This is a genomic window from Paenibacillus sp. FSL R7-0128 (assembly GCF_038002245.1).
Classification (GTDB): domain Bacteria; phylum Bacillota; class Bacilli; order Paenibacillales; family Paenibacillaceae; genus Paenibacillus_AQ; species Paenibacillus_AQ silagei.
On the sequence record NZ_JBBOCD010000001.1, the window covers coordinates 5,272,654 to 5,291,489 of the forward strand.

At 54.3% G+C, this 18,836-nt stretch carries 13 protein-coding genes; 4 read left to right on the forward strand and 9 right to left on the reverse strand.

From position 1 onward, the window contains the following. Positions 1–143: 143 nt before the first annotated feature. On the forward strand, positions 144–1,064 hold the full coding sequence (locus tag NST26_RS22350; protein ID WP_340951268.1) for an AraC family transcriptional regulator: 921 nt from the start codon (positions 144–146) through the stop codon (positions 1,062–1,064). Then, positions 1,042–2,028 (forward strand): hypothetical protein, encoded by a 987-nt coding sequence (locus tag NST26_RS22355; protein WP_340951266.1) that lies wholly within the window; start codon positions 1,042–1,044, stop codon positions 2,026–2,028. Before NST26_RS22350 ends, NST26_RS22355 begins: the two co-directional genes overlap by 23 nt. Before the next feature lie 81 nt (positions 2,029–2,109). Here the strand turns inward: NST26_RS22355 and NST26_RS22360 are convergent, their stop codons facing one another. The 6 genes from NST26_RS22360 to NST26_RS22385 form a co-directional block, all read right to left on the reverse strand. Then, the gene (locus NST26_RS22360) at positions 2,110–2,757 is read right to left on the reverse strand and encodes a FusB/FusC family EF-G-binding protein (protein ID WP_036731637.1); all 648 of its coding nucleotides are present in this window, start codon (positions 2,755–2,757) and stop codon (positions 2,110–2,112) included. Between the two features lie 309 nt (positions 2,758–3,066). Further along, on the reverse strand, positions 3,067–4,338 hold the full coding sequence (locus NST26_RS22365; protein ID WP_340958016.1) for a glycoside hydrolase family 30 protein: 1,272 nt from the start codon (positions 4,336–4,338) through the stop codon (positions 3,067–3,069). A 104-nt stretch (positions 4,339–4,442) separates the two neighbouring features. Continuing rightward, complete coding sequence (locus NST26_RS22370; RefSeq protein WP_340951265.1) at positions 4,443–6,446, reverse strand: beta-galactosidase; 2,004 nt, start codon at positions 6,444–6,446, stop codon at positions 4,443–4,445. 118 nt (positions 6,447–6,564) lie between these two features. Next, the gene (locus NST26_RS22375; RefSeq protein ID WP_036731633.1) at positions 6,565–7,389 is read right to left on the reverse strand and encodes a carbohydrate ABC transporter permease; all 825 of its coding nucleotides are present in this window, start codon (positions 7,387–7,389) and stop codon (positions 6,565–6,567) included. Between the two features lie 12 nt (positions 7,390–7,401). Continuing rightward, positions 7,402–8,292 (reverse strand): carbohydrate ABC transporter permease, encoded by an 891-nt coding sequence (locus tag NST26_RS22380; protein WP_036731631.1) that lies wholly within the window; start codon positions 8,290–8,292, stop codon positions 7,402–7,404. A gap of 85 nt (positions 8,293–8,377) precedes the next feature. Then, complete coding sequence (locus NST26_RS22385) at positions 8,378–9,730, reverse strand: ABC transporter substrate-binding protein (protein ID WP_209871469.1); 1,353 nt, start codon at positions 9,728–9,730, stop codon at positions 8,378–8,380. 191 nt (positions 9,731–9,921) lie between these two features. On the opposite strand from NST26_RS22385, the gene NST26_RS22390 reads away from it, so the two are divergent. After that, positions 9,922–11,730: a sensor histidine kinase gene (locus NST26_RS22390; RefSeq protein WP_340951261.1), complete on the forward strand. Its 1,809-nt coding sequence runs from the start codon at positions 9,922–9,924 to the stop codon at positions 11,728–11,730. Between the two features lie 60 nt (positions 11,731–11,790). Continuing rightward, positions 11,791–13,380 carry a response regulator gene (locus NST26_RS22395; protein ID WP_339314932.1) on the forward strand — a complete coding sequence of 530 codons (1,590 nt, stop codon included), beginning with the start codon at positions 11,791–11,793 and terminating at the stop codon, positions 13,378–13,380. A 485-nt stretch (positions 13,381–13,865) separates the two neighbouring features. Here the strand turns inward: NST26_RS22395 and NST26_RS22400 are convergent, their stop codons facing one another. From NST26_RS22400 to NST26_RS22410, 3 genes are read right to left on the reverse strand one after another with little or no spacing between them, the layout of a single operon-like run. Continuing rightward, the gene (locus tag NST26_RS22400) at positions 13,866–15,776 is read right to left on the reverse strand and encodes a DUF2264 domain-containing protein (protein ID WP_340958014.1); all 1,911 of its coding nucleotides are present in this window, start codon (positions 15,774–15,776) and stop codon (positions 13,866–13,868) included. A gap of 28 nt (positions 15,777–15,804) precedes the next feature. Further along, positions 15,805–16,941 carry a glycoside hydrolase family 88 protein gene (locus NST26_RS22405; protein ID WP_339310612.1) on the reverse strand — a complete coding sequence of 379 codons (1,137 nt, stop codon included), beginning with the start codon at positions 16,939–16,941 and terminating at the stop codon, positions 15,805–15,807. Between the two features lie 44 nt (positions 16,942–16,985). Beyond that, a complete protein-coding gene (locus NST26_RS22410) occupies positions 16,986–18,800 on the reverse strand; it encodes a hypothetical protein (protein WP_340951258.1) in 1,815 nt (604 codons plus the stop codon). Positions 18,801–18,836 lie beyond the last annotated feature (36 nt).

Sequence of the window (18,836 nt, forward strand, 5' to 3'; positions counted from 1 at the left end):
TCAGGTTGCGGAATTGGAATGAATAGCATGAATATACCAAATTTTAAGTTGTTAATATATGGTTGAATGCGCCAAAATATTGAGATATACTAGGGTGGATTCCAGTCATCCAACATAAGGAAGCAGGAAACGGAGGTTTGTTTATGGAAGCTTTTCCGGTATTTACGGGGGATTATTTATTCGACTCCTCTTCACCCGTACAAATGCTCCTGACTCAAAATACGGTCACTTCCGTACGTCATCAGCACGATTTCGTAGAGCTGGCCTACGTGGTTCAAGGGACAGGCATTCATCTGGCAGGTGAGGATAAAATGCAGGTGGTGCAGGGGGATGTTCTAGTGATTCCGCCGGGGATATCCCATGTCTTTCATCCGCAGGATCTGAGCGGTACCGAGCCGCTGCTGATCCTGAATTGTATGCTCAGGCCCGGGCTTGACAGTGTGCTCAGAGAGCTGCCGGGTCCCTTATCCGAAGAGGCCCTCTTGCCGCTGCTTAAGCTTCTGGAGGTGCGGCAATGGTTCGGATACAGGGAGAAGAATAAGGAAATTCTCTTCCTGCTCGGGCGGCTGCAGGGGATGCTGAACTCTGGCCCGCTTATGGATGAGCAGCGTCTATACCCGCCGCTGCTGGAGCTGGCCAAGCTGATTATGCCCGCAGCAGACACTCCCTTCGCCGAACGCCCGGGACCGCAGTATGACCCGCTGCATGATGTCCTCCTATATATGATCAGTAACTATAGTGAGCGGATCACGCTGAATGAGATGAGCCGCCAGCTTGCGGTGAGCTCCCGCCAGTTCCAGCGGCTGCTTAAGAATAAGACCGGCAGGTCCTACATCCAGATCTTCCAGGAGATCCGGATGAAATACAGCTGTATCCTGCTCCTGTTCACGAAGCTTGGCGTCCAGTCCGTGGCCCTTGAGGTCGGCATTTACGACATGAAATACTTCTACCGGCTCTTCCGCGAATTCAGCGGCATGACTCCCGCTTCTTATCGCGACCGGCTGCACAGCCACTTCTGCTCGGCGAAGGAGATGATGAGCAGTGTTGAACATTGCTCCTGTTAAAAGTACCCACTACCCTAAGCTGCGCAGCTGTATTGATGATTGCATCCAGTCTGTAGCACAGTGGCAGGGACTGGACAGCAAAGGCATGTACGGCGATGCCTGGCAGATGTTCCTGGATGAGCCGCAAGCCCCGGACCAGCCTTTGATTGAGCGGATACGGCTGCCCCGGATCAATACCGGCTATCTGTCCGCGTATCATGGCCTTACCTTCAGTTATATAGAACGGACTGAACCGGCAATGGATAGAAGCTATATGCTTGACCTGCTGGAGAATCAGCTGTCCTCAGGCATGCCGGTTCTGGTTGGCTTCGATTCCTATGACTGTCCCTGGTGTGTAGCCTACCGCAGGCTGCATACGAGCCATGCCTGTCTTGCCGTGGGCCTGGACAGGGAGAAGAGTCTGATCTATCTAACGGATGCTTACTATGGCAAGGATCTTGAAGTGATAGATTTCAGCATCCTTGAAGGGGCCTGTCATTTCTATGCTTTATTCGGGCGGTGCGAAGTCTCACGTTCCTGCTCAGATTGGCAGACGATCCTTCAAGAGGTGCTTACCAGCCCAGCCCAACAGATTCGGCCGGATCAAGTGGGCGTCCAGCTCAGGGCGTATGCCCAGGCCTATCTGGAAATAGGGATACAGCCTGATAACTCACCCGAAGCCAGTTCGGCCTTCAAAATCTATGCCAACGCCTTGCCGATCAGCCGAATCCGGTTCAGCCAATTCCTGCAGCTGCTGGAGCGCGAAGGCCCGGCGCCTGCTCTCTCCCGGGCGGCTGAAGGCTACCGTCAGGCAGGCGAGCAGTGGGATCTGATCAATCAGTTCATGATTAAGGGGATGTGCTCGGGCAACAAGCCCGCCGCGCGGGTGAAGCTTCACAGGAATATGTGTGAGATCATCCGCCTGGAAGAACAGCTTCTGGAGGAACTGGTAGATTTGGCTATGACTACGCAGCCTAGCAGATAGCTCCTCTACCATACAAAACAAATAGAGCAGCGGCCCCCAACCGGGAACCGCTGCTCTGCTCTTGTTAACCTAACTATACTGCTACTTGCGCACCGAGAGGACGAACCGCTCCAGCGCGCTTATATCCGTAATGCTCTGATTGCAGCCCTGATTATCCAAACATACGTACTGGCCCACGGAAGCAAAATTATCTGCCGCCGCCAGCTCCGGCTTGGTCTTGACGGTCAGGAAGGCAAGCTCCTGCTGCCGGTTGCAGAACAGGCAGTAGCCCTTCTTATGCATCGGCAGCATCCGGCCTTCCACACCAATGAACTGCCCTTCATGCGGATAGACGATGAACAGCTTGTTCGTGGCGATGTCCGCCCAGGCCAGATACGTGACATAACGGAAATCAAAGGACTGCAGGTCAGGCAGCTTCATCTTTTTATTCTTGGGAAACAGCTTCTGAATCTGCTTCAGCGTAATTGGCGGAAACGGCTCCAGATAAGGCTCCAGCCCGCTGGTATACTGCTGGAAGTCCTCGGCCTTCTCGAAGGTGGAGATGGCCCGCAGCATCTGCTCCTGCTCGGCGGTCAGTGAAGCGAAGGCTCCCGTCACGTTGAGCTCGGCGCTGTATCTTACGGTCTCCAGGACACGGCGGTCCGCTACCGAACGCAGTGTTTTCAGCACAAAATCCGCTTGTTTCTTAATATAATTATATTGATGGTTTCTAATAAATGTTGGTTTCACAGCTCTTCAGCCCCTTATTATTATTGATTACAGCAATAAGGTGCAGAGCCTGCGATTAGAAACGATAATATCTGTTTGGGCGATCAAGATTGTCCTGCCGCGCCCCACGCAAAGTATCGCCCCGGATCAGGCTCTGCATGAGGACTCCCTAGCTAATGAGCAATTCGTTGCCATCCGTGTAACCCCCTATCAACTAACCTGCCAAAAGTATAGCAGGAAATTACGAATGGAACAATTCCAAATCCTATAGGTGCACAGCAGATGCCCTGGGATGACGGCGGATGGTGGAGCCGGTTTTTACTGTTTATTTTATAGCAGGAGGGTATTAAAAGATTCCGCATCCAGCTCCAGCTTGTAATGCGTGCCGTCATTCGAGAGGGTAACCGTCCGCGATTCCTTGAACGGATTGGCAATGACTAGGACCCTTCTGCCCTCCGGCGTCTCGAAGGCGACTGCATTTCCGCTCCATTTGCCCTTGAGGCCGATTCGGCTGGAGCCGGGACTCACGAAATGGGCGAAATGCTTCATGACATAGAACTCAGGATTGTACACTGCCTTGACGCCTCCAGGGTCTACAGTAATCATGGAGTTCTGTTCCCATCCCCACGTACTGCGCCCCTTAGGCAGCAACACCATATTCCAGTAGATATACGCGTTCACGCCGTTAGTGAAATAATGCTGATACAGGTTGAATATATATTTGGCATAAAACCAGGTGTTCTCCCCGTCCCCGCACTCATTCTCCGTCTGCATATAACGCAGTTCAGGATAGGCCTGTACCGTACGCTGGATGCCGTATTTGCCTGCCCACTGGTAGCCGACTCCCTTCACATACTTGTAAGCTTCAGGATCACTTAATACTGTATGGGCATAGGCATCGAAGCTGCTGTCCTTCTTCTTCATCCACTCGTCCCAAGGCTCCGGCGCGTTGATCGTGCCCAGCCAGATCTCCGTAGCAAGTCCATGCTGTTCAAAAGCCGGCCCCAGATAATCCCGGATGAATTCCAGCAGTTGCCCGCCGGTCCATACGCAGGAAGGGAATTTCTGATCGGCCACCACTTCGTTCTGTACATGTACCTGATGAATGGTAATTCCCTCTTCAGCATAAGCCTGGACGAACTTCACAAAGTAGAGCGCATAGGCCTCCAGAATATCCTTCTCCCAGCGCAAGCTGCCGTAATTGTAGACGCGCGGGAATTTCATCCACGTTGGCGGACTCCAGGGGGAAGCGAATAATTTCAGCTCCGGGTTCAGCTTGAGAGCCTCGCGGATATAGGGGATCAGATACTTCCGGTCCCGCTCGATGGAGAAATGCTCCATGGCATAATCGCCGTCGGTCTCATTCAGGCTGTACCATTCCAGGGCATAGTCGCTGGCCCCGATCGGCAGGCGGCAAATGCTGAACCGGTGATCCCCTTCCGGGTGAAACAGCGAATGCAGCACAACGCTTCTGTCCTCGTCTGTGAGGAGATTGAGCGCCTCGAACCCCAGCTCATTGAAGCATCCGCCGAACCCTTCGATATTCTGATGCAATTGTCCGGTGAACGCCAGATCCACTGCTTCGGCAGTGGTGGCTTCCAGGGGATGGGATACCCAAGGCTCATTTTCTGTACTCGATATCCATACTTGTCCTGTCACGTCCACGCTTATGCCTCCAATGCTGTAGATGTTCTCCAGTGTTATGTTTATTTAATAATCATAACGCCCCAAGCACCAAGCGTAAGTTCTTCATCCTGCGCTACTGCATTGCCGGACAACAGCTCCTGACCGGCTTCGTACGGATATTTGAAGCTGAGCGGCTGGGCTGAGTAGTTGTAGTAGTAACGGATAGTATTGCCCTGGCGGTTCACGCCGGACTTCACGATGAGCGGGAACGACAGCTGCTGGTCCGCTCCCCATAACCCGGCCAGCTGGAGCGTATCGCGCAGGATCTCCGCAAGTGCGGCAGGTCCGGTCATACAACCGATGTAGGTGGCTGTTCCTTCGCCGAAGGTATTTCGGGTGACGGCTGCATATTCGCCCCACTGGGGATGATCGTAGCTGGCCAGCACCTCCGCTGAACCGGGAACAATCATCTCCATCCAGGTGCGGACGGTGTGAACGCCTGCTTCGGCTCCCTCAGGGAACAGCTTGCCGGTAAGTCCCGTAACCGCATTCGGTGTGGCAAAATGACTGTAGGCAATCCCGCAGGCCTCATGAATGATCCCGGGTTGTGCGGTATGACGAACCTTCACCTGTTCATCGGTGAACCCGCTCTTGAAGGAATAGACTACATGGCCGCCGCTGCGGACGTAGTCATTCAACTGCTGCAGCGCTTCATCGGAGACGGCGTATAACGCAGGAACCACAACCAGCTCATACTCGCTTAGGCGCGGGCTGCCCGGCTGGATGAAATCGCAGGCGATGTTCATTTTATAGAGCTCATCGTACATCCAGCGGACCACATCATTATAGATCAATCCTCCCGGCAGCTTGAACCATTCGATCGCCGACAGCGCTTCATTGCTGACCATAACGGCCACCTTACTGGTCTTCTTCAGTCCGATCAGCTGGTCGCTTAACCGCTTGAAGTCCGCGCCGATAGTCATAGCTTCCTTATACACCGAGTTAGGCAGGAAGTCATGGCTGAGCAGCCCCTTCCAGTAGGTCTCAAAGGAGTTATGAATCGAATGCCAATGCCAGTAAGCGACCATCGAAGCCCCTGAGCCCAGATGGCTGAATGCCAGCTGCCGCAGCTGTCCTGGATATGGCGTCCACTCCGGGAACGCTTGCGCCTGCGTCTCCAGCACGAAGTAATTATCCTGCTTCAGCGAGCGGATCAGATCTCCCCCGAAGGCAATCTCGGCACCGGTCAGCTGGTCCTGGGACGGATGATAAATATCTGTACCGGCAATGTCAAAAGGCTGCGAAGCCGCAAAGTGGTCTACCGAAGGCTGAACACCGAAGGAATAGCCCCGCCACTCGAAATCGAAGTTATGTGTGGTGAACTGCCCCGGCTGCTTATACTCATTCACAATTCCGACCTGCCACGTCAGGAACTCATTCACCAGTCCCCGCTGGAACCGGGCGAATTCCGCACCCAGACTGCCGTTGATTGTCCCTGTCATGGACGGGAAGTCCTCCCAGCTGTCGATCCGGTTACTCCAATAATCCAGACCGAACTGGTGGTTGATGGCTTCGAGCGTTCCGTAGGTTTCCCTCATGTATTTGACGAAGCTAAGCTGGACGTTCGGTCCGGCTGTCTCATAATGCTTGGTCTCATTATCGATCTGGTAGCCAATCACCGCCGGATGCTTATGTACCACAGCCATTAGCTTGCGGATGATCCGCTCCGCGTAGAACAGATACGCCGGACTGGTGATATCCATAATCTGTCTGGCACCATATTTGCCTTCCCCGTTCACGGTGACCGCCAGCACCTCCGGGTGCTCCTTGACCATCCAGGCCGGAACCGCATAGGTAGGTGTTCCTACAATGACATGAATTCCGGCCTCATGCATCGCATCCAGCACTCTACGTACAGAGGAGAAGTCGAATACCCCGTTCTGCGGCTCATGTGTGCTCCAGGTGGATTCGGCAATCCGGACGGTATTAATGCCCGCATCCTTCATCATTTGGATGTCCTGCGCAAGACGGTCATAAGGCATGTATTCATCATAATAAGCAACGCCGTATAACAAGTGATCCATTATAATCCTCCTAAGAGTTTTGATAGCATACACATCCTGAATCTCTTCGCAAAACTGGCTCGGAAGCATTCGCTTAGAGTTTTGATAGCATACGCTTAGAGTTTGGTCCGCTTTAAGATCAGCCTTTTACCGCGCCCGCAGTAACGCCCTTGGTAATCTGTTCGTTGAAGATAGCGTAGATGACAATAGCCGGGATCGAGGTCAGCACCATGACCGCAAATTGTGAGCCGTAGTCTGAGGAATACTGGCCGGCGAAGTTCATGACCGAGAAGGGCAGCGTCTTCAGCGCATCTTTACTGAGGAAGGTCGAGGCCATAATGAATTCATTCCAGCAGTTCAGGAACGTTGTAACGATGACCGTAACCAGTGCAGGCGCGGTAAGCGGTGCAATGATCTGGAAGACAATCCGGTAAATATTCGCGCCGTCTACCACGGCGGACTCTTCCATTGCTCTAGGAATGCTACGCATGAAGCCGGTCAGGATAAAGGTTCCCAGCGGTACAGACACTGCGGTGTATGGCAGGATCAGCCCGAGATAGGAATTCGTCAAGCCCAGCGCCTTGAAGATGGCAAAGTTAGGCAACAGGGTCGCATGAATCGGAATCATAATCCCCAGCAGGATAATGGTGAAGAAGACTGAGCGCAGCTTCCACTGCATCCGGGTAAAGGCATAGCCGAGCGTAAGGGACAGAATCACCGTTAACAGAATGGTTACGGAGGTAACGAAGGCGCTGTTAATGAAGTAGCGCAGGAATTTGCCGTCCACCCAGGCATTGATATAGTTCTGCCACTGGGGGTCACTCGGCCATTTCAGGACGCTGGAGGAGTAGAATTCATTGCTGCTGAGGAATGAGAAATCTACCAGCCAGATGAGCGGGAACAGCTGAACCAGGGCGACGATCAGGAAGAACACCCATAGTATGGTTTTTGTGCTTTTTGTCATGGTGAGTCCTCCTTAGAATTCCGTCGCATCACTGCGGGTCAGTTTGTTACTGAGATAGGTGGCAAGCAGGCAGACAATAATAAACAGAATCGAGATGGCGTTGGCATAACCGTATTGGCTTGCCGAGAACGCCTTGTTATAGAGATACACGGCCAGGAATTGGGTGGAATCGCCGGGACCGCCGTTAGTGGTCAGGAACACGGTCTCCATCTGTTTCAAGGCGGTAATCATAGCCAAAGTAATCTGCACCGTAATAACCGGTGACAGCAGCGGAACGGTAATCCGCCAGTGCAATCGGAAGCCGGAGGCTCCGTCCAGTGAAGCGGCTTCATACATATCATCGGGAATGCCTTTGAGTCCTGCATAATAGAACAGCAATCCCCAGCCGAAGCCGGCCCAGATCAGGATGAATAACATGGAGACGAGCGCAGTGCTGCTGTCCCCCAGCCAAGCGTGCTTAAGGAAGCCGAGTCCCAGGGAATCCAGCATTTTGTTGAAGGCGCCGAAGGTCGGGTCAAGCAGGGATAACCACATTTTTGAAATAACGACTACAGAAATGACACATGGGATGAAGAAAATCGTTCTGAACCACTTCTCTGCCTTACCGCCCAGGCGGTCCAGCATAATGGCAAAAAAGATGGCAATCGGATGTTGGATCAGGATAAAGCCCAAACCGAGCAGTACGGCATTTCTAAGTGCCAGCCAGAACCTGGAATCGTGAAACAGCAGCTCTGTATAGTTGGCGAATCCGATGAATGCCGAGGGTGTTCCCGGAGACAAAGTGTCTCTGAACGAGTAATATGCGCTGAGCACAATTGGCACAAGAAAGGTCAGGGCGAACAGGAGAATCCCCGGAAAGACGAACAGAAAGATTGCCATTTTGTTGTTAAATACTTTTTGCATGGAACTCCAACTCCATCCTTAAGATTAGAGAGGGGCAAGAATGCTTCCCGCCCCGTCTCCTTTCATTCTCTATAGTGGTGATCTGTTATTGTGTTTCCGCAGCCTTTTGAAGATCGGCCAGCAGCTGTTCAGGTGTTGACCCGCCAGCGAAGAACTTGCCGAAGGCATTCTGTGCATCATCCTTGAACTTAGGTGTACCGGAGTCAAGGGCGATAGAACCCGCTGTGCTGGTAGCCCCGGTCAGAACTTCAGTCAGTTGCTTCTGCAGCTCGCTCTCTTTGCCGGTAAGCTCATATTTCTGTGCCGGTACAGCCGCTCCGGTATCCCATACAATCTTGGCCCATTGATCGGCAGACATCATATAATCGAAGAACTTCTTGGCTTCTTCAGGATGCTTCGAGCTGCTCACCAGTGAATATCCTCCGCCATTCCAGGCCAAAAGATCGGTGTCCTTGCCTTTGCCGCCTTCGACAACCGGGAATTTCAGTACATTCACATTGTTGCGGAAGTCTTCCGGCAGCTTGTCATTCGTTGCCATCCCTGCTTCCCAGGAGCCCATATACCACATAGCAGCCCGGCCTTGCGTGAACAGGTTCTGGGAAGCGCCGTAGTCCGCTGTCATGAACGATTCCTGGAACAGCTTGGTGTCTCTGGCCTGGGCCAGCAGCTCAGCAGCTTTGGTGAAATTCTCATCGCCAGTGAAATTCTTCTTCTTCGCTACCGCATCCAGCATCAGGTTCTGATCGCCGGTGAGGCGTACGACAAGATCCTGGAAGAAGGCCGCGAAGCTCCACAGGTCCTTACCGTTCATCGACATCGGCTCAATGCCTTTGGCGCGGAACTGCTTGCCCGCTTCCAGCAGCTCGGCATAGGTGGTAGGAATCTTGATGCCGTTGTCATCGAACAGCTTTTTGTTATAATAGATCACTTCATAGTCACTGTTGCGGGGCAAGCCGTAGAGCTTGTCGTTAAAGGTGAATGATTTGTAGACGCCCGGCAGGAATTTGTAGGTGTCCCCTTCGTATTCTGCAGGGTTCAGCTCTTTCACATAGCCGGCTTGTACCAGCGTATTCAGCTCTGCTCCGCCGTGAACCATGGTCACATCCAGCGCTTCGTTGGAGGCCATGTACGCCTTCAGCTTGTTTTTGAACGGCTCCTCGGCGAGGGTCTCGATATCGATCTTGACATTGGGGTTCGCTTTGATATAGTTGTCGATTACCATTTGCTCTGCCAGCCCCTGGCCGGATTTACGGTCGGGAAGGTTCGAGAACAGACGCAGCGTTACTTCCTTGTCCGCAGAGCCGGTTGTACCGCCGTTCGTGCTGCTGCCTGCATTATTGTTCTTGTCATTGCCGCCTCCGCATGCGCTAAGCACCGAGACTGCCGCAAGGGCCGTAACCAGCAGTATATTACGTGTGGATTTTGAATTCATAACCATGTCATTTCCCCCTAATTGTTATTGATCGTGGGTTGCTTTCTTTGTTTCTGAACACATCGTACCAGAGCACTAGAGTCAGGGTCAGTAGAGAAAAAGAGAGTAATGTTGAAAATTGTCGACTTCGCTTGTCAGCTCCCTTGTGTATATTCGGCATTACGCATAAGATAAAAATCAAAAAGGTTAGTGATCCTGTGCTGCGCTACTACTTGAATATGAACCTGCGATACAAGATAACCATACTGATCTTCCTGCTGATCACCGGGGTGGCCTGCACACTGGGCGCATACTCCTATAAGATCTCCAAGCAGCAGATTATCAATAAGGTGAGCAATTCAAACCAGAGTGTGCTCAAGCAGATCGACAGTAATCTCGCCCGTATGCAAAAGACGTTAGCCGACTGGGTCACGGTATTCAGCCTCGCTCCAGTCGTTCAGGACACTCTGCGGAGCAATACCCCGGATTCGGCGAAGATCGAGAACCAGCTCTATAACGGACCCACCGCGTCGATCATGAACCAGATGCTGGTGACCGGAAGCTTCGACTATCTGGCTCTGTACGGCAGCTTGTCCGAGCCGCTGTTTCAGGTTGCCACCGATGACAGCAGCGGTGCGTATAGTTTGAGCAAAATTACCTCAAATGATACTTATAAACAGACCGTTGCCTTAAACGGTGCCTCCTACTGGTTCCCGCTGACAGAAGAGAATAACGTATTCATTCAGACTAACCGTAATGACAAGCTCGGCATGACCCGGATTATCCGCGATATTGTGAACGGGAACCGGATCGGCTTTGTATTCGTCGGCATTAATCTGGAGACCATCCGCAGAACCTATCTGACGAATCTGTATGACAAGGATCACGGCATCCTCATTCTGAGTGAACAGGGCGCACAGCTGCTGTCGGCAGGCAAAGAGACCTATAGCCCCGAAGCCGTAGACTTCGTGATGAAGCAGGCCAATGCCGGCATTCTCTCCGGCAACACCATCGTCAGCCTGGAGGGCAAGGATACGCTGCTGAATTACAACATCAACGAGGATGGCTGGATCACCCTGTACAGTGTTCCGCTCCGTTCGTTGACCCAAGAGCTTAATTCCATTAAATCGGCAGTGCTTGTGATGGTATTAGCCAGCCTGGTGCTTAGCATTCCCTTGCTGATGTTCTTCTCCTCCTTCCTGACAGCGCCGATCAAGACGCTGCTGCTGTCGATGCGGCGCTTCCAGAACGGGCAGTTCGAGGAGAAGGTGGAGATCAAATATTGGGATGAGATCGGCCAGCTGAGCCGGGGCTACAATAATATGGTCGGCAACATCAAAGCGCTGGTGGACGATGCCTATCTGCTGAAGCTAAAGGAGCAGGAAGCGGAGCTGAAGGCGCTGCAATCGCAGATCAACCCCCATTTTCTGTACAATATGCTCGACACGATCTTCTGGGAGGCGGAGGCGGCAGGGCAGGACAAGATCAGCGAGATGGTGATCAACCTCTCCCGGCTGTTCCGGTTAAGTCTGAACCAGGGCAAGAGCTTCACCAGCGTAGCCAAGGAAAAAGAGCTGATTGAGCTGTATCTGTCGCTCCAGAAGATGCGGTTCCAGGAATCGCTCGAGTATGTGATCGACATTCCTGAGGAGCTGTACGCCTATGTCATCCTGAAACTCAGCCTGCAGCCGTTCATTGAGAACGCGCTGATCCACGGCATTGAACGCAAGCGCGGCGGCGGACGGGTAAGCATCAGCGGACAACGCCGCGGAGAGAAGCTGATCTTCGTGATTGAGGATAACGGGAGCGGCATGAACGAGGAGACGCTGCAAAAGATTCTCAGCATGCCTGATGAGACGGATGTCTACACGGCCCGGGATGTCGGTGGCTATGCGGTGCAGAATGTCCAGGCACGGCTGAAGCATTTTTATAAAGGTGACTATGCCTTGAACTATTCCAGTGTCCCCGGAGAAGGCACGCGGGTGGAGATCGTAGTTCCGGTGATTGTAACTGACATGCAAGAATAGACGAAGCCAGAGCGAATAAACAATACGAATACAGATTGGAGGGGATGTCCCTTGTATAATATGATTATTGTGGATGATGAGGAGCGGGCGCGGGTAGGCATAAGGACCCTGATTGACTGGCATTCGCACGGCATCCATATTGCAGGCGAAGCCAGAGACGGTCTTGAGGCACTTGAACTCCTGGATAGCTATGCCGTCGATATCATGCTAACAGATATCCGGATGCCGCAAATGGACGGCCTGGAGTTAATCAAGGTTGTCTCCGAGAAATACCCCAGCGTCAAATCGGTCATTATGAGCGGATACGATGATTTCGCCTATGCCCAGCAAGCCATAAGATCCGGGGTCAGTAACTATCTGCTGAAGCCGAGCCGCCGGCAGGAGATTCTGAGCACGGTTCTGGCCATCACGGAGCAGATTCAATCCGAGAAGCTGGAGATTACCACGCTTGAGCATCTGCGGCAAGGGTTCCGGGAGAGTCTACCCCTGCTGAAGGAAAAGACGTTAAGCCAGCTCATTCTCACCGAGAGTCCCGCGTATTCCCGGCTGCTGGCTAATCTGAAGATGAACCAGCTGGTTTTCCCCTATTTGCTGTACGGCATCATTCTGCTGCGCATCGACAATTTCCAGCTGCTGCATGAGAAGTATATGCATGAGGATACGGAGCTGCTGAAGTACGGGCTGAAGAATATTTGCGAGGAGTCGCTGCCGGAGGCTGTGCTCTGCGTTGCCTTCGAGCATCAGGACGATATTGTGCTAATTCTCAATATGGACGAGCTGCCGGATCAGGAGGAATTAAGCGGTTATATCCGGATTATTCAGGAGAATATCGCCAGCTTCCTGAAGTTCACCGTATCCGCCGGGATCGGAAGTATTGACAAGAATATTGAGCATCTGCGCCACTCGTTCGTGGAGGCTTGCCAGGCCTTGAATACAACCAACTACACCGGAATTGCTAAAATCGTGGAGTACAGTGGCGAATTCGATGCCGAGTCCTCTCAATCCTCCTATCCCCTGCATGAGGAGCAGGAGGTGCTGAAGGCGGTACGCGGCGGTTCTCCCGGGGACATCGCCGATAAGCTCACGCTGTTCAATGTAGCCCTGCAGCCTGAGACGGTGTCCAGGGACCAGGTGATCAAATCGAGCTTCGCCCTGTTCTTCGCGCTCTATAAATTATGCATCGAGAACAATGTCAACGTGAACAAGGTGTTCGGGCAGAATCTGACCGAGCTGATCCATGTCCTGTCCCGGTCCAGTCTGGATAATCTGTTCCAGTCGCTGTTAGAGACGGCCCAGCGGGTCAGTGAGCATCTGACGTCCAAGAAGAACAGCAACAAGCTGCTCGAAGCGGCCAAGGGCTATATCGGCGAGCACTTCATGAAGGATATCAACCGCGAGATCGTCGCCAGGGAGATCTACATTACCCCGGGATATTTAAGCCTGCTGTTCAAGCAGCAGCTTAAGATCAGCTTCATCGATTATCTGCACAAGGTCCGCATCGAGCATGCCTGCCTGCTATTCAAAGATCCCGGAATGCGGATCGAGGATATCGCGCTGCAGTCCGGGTATAATGATACGAAATATTTCTATCAGGTGTTCAAAAAGTATAAAGGTCTCACGCCCAATCAGTTCCGCAGCAATACGGAGTAAATGGCTAACTGCTCTTACGGCCCGCCCCACTCTCTGCACCGGATGCTTCATATGCGTGCAGGGTGTGGGGCGGGTTTGTTTGGGGAGGTTGGATTGGGTCTGGCTTTTTCTTGTTTCAAGCTCCTCATTGGCTCACACGACGCACCCCGTCCAATTGTGATAGGTTTTTAACATACATTTTGGTCCATGCGCTGCTCCTAGCTCAATTGTGATCGGTTTTTCGATTACATTCGGTCCACTCGCCGCATCCAGTCCAATTGTAATCGGTTTTTCGATTACATTTGCCCCACTCGCCGCATCCAGGCCAATTGTGATCGGTTTTTAACATACATTTTGGTCCACGAGCCTCGAAAGGCCAGCAGCCTCTCCAAAGGAAAGCTGCTGGCCTGCTTGTATGTTGGTGGCACTAAAGAGCCAATGTTGAGTTATTGACCGAAATTGCTGTACTATGACCAAAATGCTGTGTTTTCGCACCATATTTCTGCTCATTGCACCGGAATACTAACCTCAGTCCCGCCGGAGGTTAGCACCGTAATACGCTCTCCATCAAGTTTAACATTGAGCAGCTCTTCAGGAGTCTGTTCCAGAATCAGGCCGAGTTCCTTTGCCCCATCTGCCAGCGGCGCAGATGAAGGGTCGCCGTACACAGCAGAAGCCAGCCAATGCACCCCAGGCTCAAGCGAAGCGGTCAGGGTAGGCAGCACTGTCCGGGGACGAAGCAGGTTCGTATTCGCATTGGGCCAGATCAGCTCGGCCTTGGAGTAGCCCTTCAGCCCCTTGATGCCACTCGTTCCCCATGCTGTAGCTGCCGCTGCGCCCATTCCGCTGAGCTGCTGAGCAGGCTCCGCCTCTTGACCCAGCGCGAATCCGCCCTCGGCGGCATCCAGGGCACGGCCCGTCTCGATCCGGTGAATCCGGATATGCCACGGCAGACCCGCTACCACCCATGTGCGTACCTCAACATCAGCCCAAGGCTTCCAGACGGACCGCAGGACGTTGTCCGTAATCTCTGATTCCAGATTCTGCCGCCGAACGCGGTACAGATTGTCTCCGCCTTCGCTGAGCGCAAGCATGGAATCATAGGCTCCCTGCGGCAATCCCCATTCTGAGCGGGGAACGCTGAACCCGAAGCCTGTGGAATAGACGAATTTCTCGTATTTGGCCGAGGTATGGGTATGCTCATTGGTGGACAGATGCCCGCTGTTGAAGGCGGCCACATGACCGGAAGCCGGTTCGCGGACCAGAACCAGATGCGGCGGATGCTGCACCGTCACAGCCGGAAGCTCCGGCAGCGGCAGCTCCGGTTCGCTCCAGAACGGATGCTCCGCGCCGAGGGCAAGCGGCAGGAAGGTCTTCAGCGCCCAGTAAGGCGAGCCGGGAGCATTATAATTCTCCGCCATGACCAGATTCGGATACGTGTATCCGATGGTCAGCACGCCGGCTGCATCGAAGATAGGCTGGCGGAACCACCAGCGCAGGTTGCGCAGGACGATGCCTTTGACCACACCGGCAGAGAAGCCTTCCACCTCTGCATACGCCAAGGCGCTCCAGAAGGCAGACTGGGCGAACCGGTACGCCAGACTGCGGCCATAGGGAAGCGCAGCGCCGTCCGGGGCGAACCAGCCCATGAATTCAGCCGCGAACAGCCGGGCGCGTTCTTTGAACAGACGGGAACGCTCCGGGTCCTCCCGCTCCATCAGCTTGGCATACAGCAGCGAATAGTAATGGATGGCGAAGGGCCCATAATAATCGCAGTGTCCGCCAACACCGTCACTGTACCAGCCTTCACCCAGATAAAAGGCATCCATCCGCTCCAGATTCCGCTCCAGTTGAATCGCATCATAAGGCCGTCCTACTGTGCGGAAGCCGACATTCACCAGCACATTGAAGAACAGCCAGTTGCAGTCGTAGCAGGGACGGGAATTGATCTGGTTCAGCCAGCTGTACAGATGCTCCTGCTCCTGCGGAGCAAGCGGGGACCAGAGATGCTCCGGCACAGCCGCCAGCACGAAGCCGAAGGCGGCCATCTCGACCAGACGCTGGTCATAGTCCCTTACATCACCCCAATATTCCTCATGGGCCGGATCGGTGCCGTGCCGGATGCCGTCCAGCACAGTGGCCCATAGTTCACTGTTCCCGCCTCCGGCGAGCAGTGGAATTAGTCCCCAGAGCACCCGGGAGAAGCCCTCCATTCCGGCGGTGGCTGACGGATAGCTCGCTCCCGTAATCCCGATCTCAAGTCTTGCGCTGCCTCTGCTATAGAGCGACCGAAGCGGCTCTGTCAGCTGCTCAAGGGCAGCCAGCAGGTCGTCCCGGGTCTTCAGCGGATTGCTCTGAATCCCCAGCTTGCCCGTCGCCGGATCGCCTGTCCCCAGATTTCCAATTCCCCGAGTCATCTTGTTGTTCGTCATTATCGTACTCCTCCTACTCCCAATAGAACGGGCCTGCTCCCTTAATCCGGGCCAGTGCCTCAACATAGAAGAAATCCCCGTAGATCAGCGGCACATCGATATTCCGGTCTTCAGGATAGTTACTGGTGCCGTGAAGCAGCAGGCCTTGTTCGCCGGGATTGTCCCAAGTTCCGTAATTGCGGTAGAGAGATTCCGTGATTCTAAGCGCCCCGTTCCGGTAGACAGGAGCCTCTGATTCTTCCACCAGCCCGGCCAGCAGCAAGAGACCGCTTGCGGCGCATGAACCGGCCGAAGAATCGCGAATCTCGCCAACATCGCCGGGAGCGCGGAAATCCCAATGCGGCACCTGATCCTCCGGCAGCCGGGTCAGGAAGAAATGCGCAACCTGCTTGGACGCATGCAGGTAGCTAAGCTTGCCCGTATGGTGATAGGCCAGCGCCAGCCCGTATAGTGCCCAAGCCGCGCCGCGCGACCAGGCCGATTCCGGCGCATAGCCCTGTCCGCCCAGCTTCTCTGCCACTTCGCCCGTCTCCGGGTTGAAGTTGACAATATGATAGACGGAGCCGTCCGGCCGGATGAAATGCTCCAGCACCGTATCCATATGTGCCTCCGCGATATGCCGGTAACGCGGGTCTCCCGTGACTTCGGAGGCCCAGAACAGCAGGCTGGTGTTCATGCTGCAGTCAATAATGGCGACCCCGCTGTTGTCCTCGCCTTCTCTCCAGGGATTCCAGGCCCGGATATAGCGGCCCTTCAGGTTGAAGCGGGCGGCCAGATAGTTGGCGGCCTTCAGCCCGCGGACCCTTGATTCTTCTCTGCCCGTCAGCTTGTAATTGGCGACGCTGGTCAGCAGCCACATGAAGCCAAGGTCATGATCCAGCTTCACGTAGCCGTCCAGCACCTCATCCAGCCGCTCTTCGCAGCGCTCGGCTACTGCCTTCAGGCTCTCATCGCCGCTCTCGGCATAGAGCTGCCAGAGCATGCCCGGCCAGAAACCGGCAGTCCACCAGCTTGGCACTTCCAGGACATATTTGCCGCCTTGACTGGCATGCGGGAACTCCGCCCCGATGCTGATACTGTTCGTTCTCGTCTTCTCCAGTGCCTTACTCCAAGCCTCATCTACCCAAGCCTGATCTATGGTTCTGTTCATTTGAATCCCGCCTTTGTGTGAATGTTGTACCCGTGCCGTGCATCTTATATAAACTCAAAAGCAAACACCAATACGCCCTCTGCTCCGGGCTGGAGAACCTGAAAGTCCAGACTATGCCACACCTTGTCCTGGCCATAGTGATCCTGGTACACATGTGCGGTAATCTCAGGCCGGACGATCTGCGGATTATAGGTTACCTCAACGCCGCTCCCCTCAGCAGCTCCCGGCAGCCATACGCTCCCCGGTTCCCGCACCTCCGGTCTGCGCCACGTTACGAACCGTTCCGTCCAGCTTGCCGGAGCTCCGTCATACCGGTAAGTGTCAGTCAGCTCCAGACGGGGCAGCTCCTCCTTATGCCAGACCAGCGAACGGACCAGGGATTGCAGTCCGGCTACCGGGTATGCCCGGGCCAGCTCCAGCATCAGCTCATCCTTCGCCTCCGCTGCCGATGCATACAGCACCGTTGCCTCGAACTCCCGTCCTGCCCCCTGGTACTGGCCGTCAATAATCGGCACGCTATGGCCTTGCGACCCGTTGCAGTCATAGCCGTAACGGCCGGCACCGAAATAGTCCGCCGTGTACTCTCCGCTGCCCAGATCAGCCGCGAAGATCTCCCCCCGGCCGCTCAGAATAAATTGGCCCAGGTCATTATGGTTATGCGGCTCGTCGTTATGGCCGCCCTTGGCCGCGAAGCCGAAAGCGCCCGCCCCAGAGACATGCCGCGATACGAGCCAAGCGGCATCGGGCAGATAGCTGCTGCCCGCCTCCCAGGACTCCTTCTCCTGCCCGGCTCTTGTCCAGATCAGATTGCGCAGAGCCGGTGCGAAGCGGCTGCAGTGATCCTCCGTGAACGGGGCGCGCAGCGCAGACGGCGGGCGCAGGACATCCGGATAGACGTCCGCCAGATAATGAGATAGTCCCATATGTACCCGCACCCGGGGCACTGTATCGGAGAAATTGGCGACATAGCTGCCGTCAATGAAGCATTGCTGCTGGAAGCGGGCGATCTGTGCCACCTTTTCCTGCTTGAACCAATCCAGCCGGCCTCCGCTTCTTGCACGGAGCAGATCGCTGTAATAAGTGAAATAGCCGAACCCGTAATTCCAGTAGCCCAGCCCCTCCTGGCAGGCCCCGTCTGCCCCGAAGCCCTGCAGATAATAATTCATGCTGCTCTCTGTCTTCAGCAAGATTTCCGCCAGCATGTCCTTGTCCTTCACAAGGAGCAGTGCAGCCGCACCCACAGAGCCCGCACAGACCGCCGCCCAATTGTGAGTGGAGGTCTCCCAGAAATAAGGGCCATGCGCAAGGAACGGCCGGAAGATTCTATTCTCCACCTCACTGCGTATCCGGGAGCGGAGCAGCAGCGGGAGACGCTCCCCGACCAGCAGCAGACATTCGCTTAAGGTAAAGCCCGTCTCGGCGGAGAACAGATCGATATGGCGGTTGATCTCAGCAGCCTCATGCTTCTCAGGAAGATGGGCGGGAACGCACCATGTGTACTCATCGCAGATCGCCCATAGAATATCTGTCAGTTGCTCCAGAGCTGCTGCGTTCTCCGGCTCCAGCAGACTTAGGAACACATACGTATTCAGCCTTCTTCTCCGTTCAAAATAAGGCCGCTCATACTCCAGTCTCGACCCCTTCTGCCGGAAAAGGGTAAACAGACTGTACGTCAGCAGCGGTATAGGCTGCCCTTCCAGCCTCCGTGCCTCTGCACGAATCTCACTGAGACTGGCTTGTAAAACTTGAGAAGATCCCGCCTCACTCCAAAAAGCGGCCGAATCCCCTTGCGGATAATATAAGCTGAGATCTGCCGGCTTCATGTTCTCTGCGATTGCCTTAAGTTCCTGTATGTTCATGCCTAAGCTCCCTCTCCTGTTCAGTCTGTCTGTATC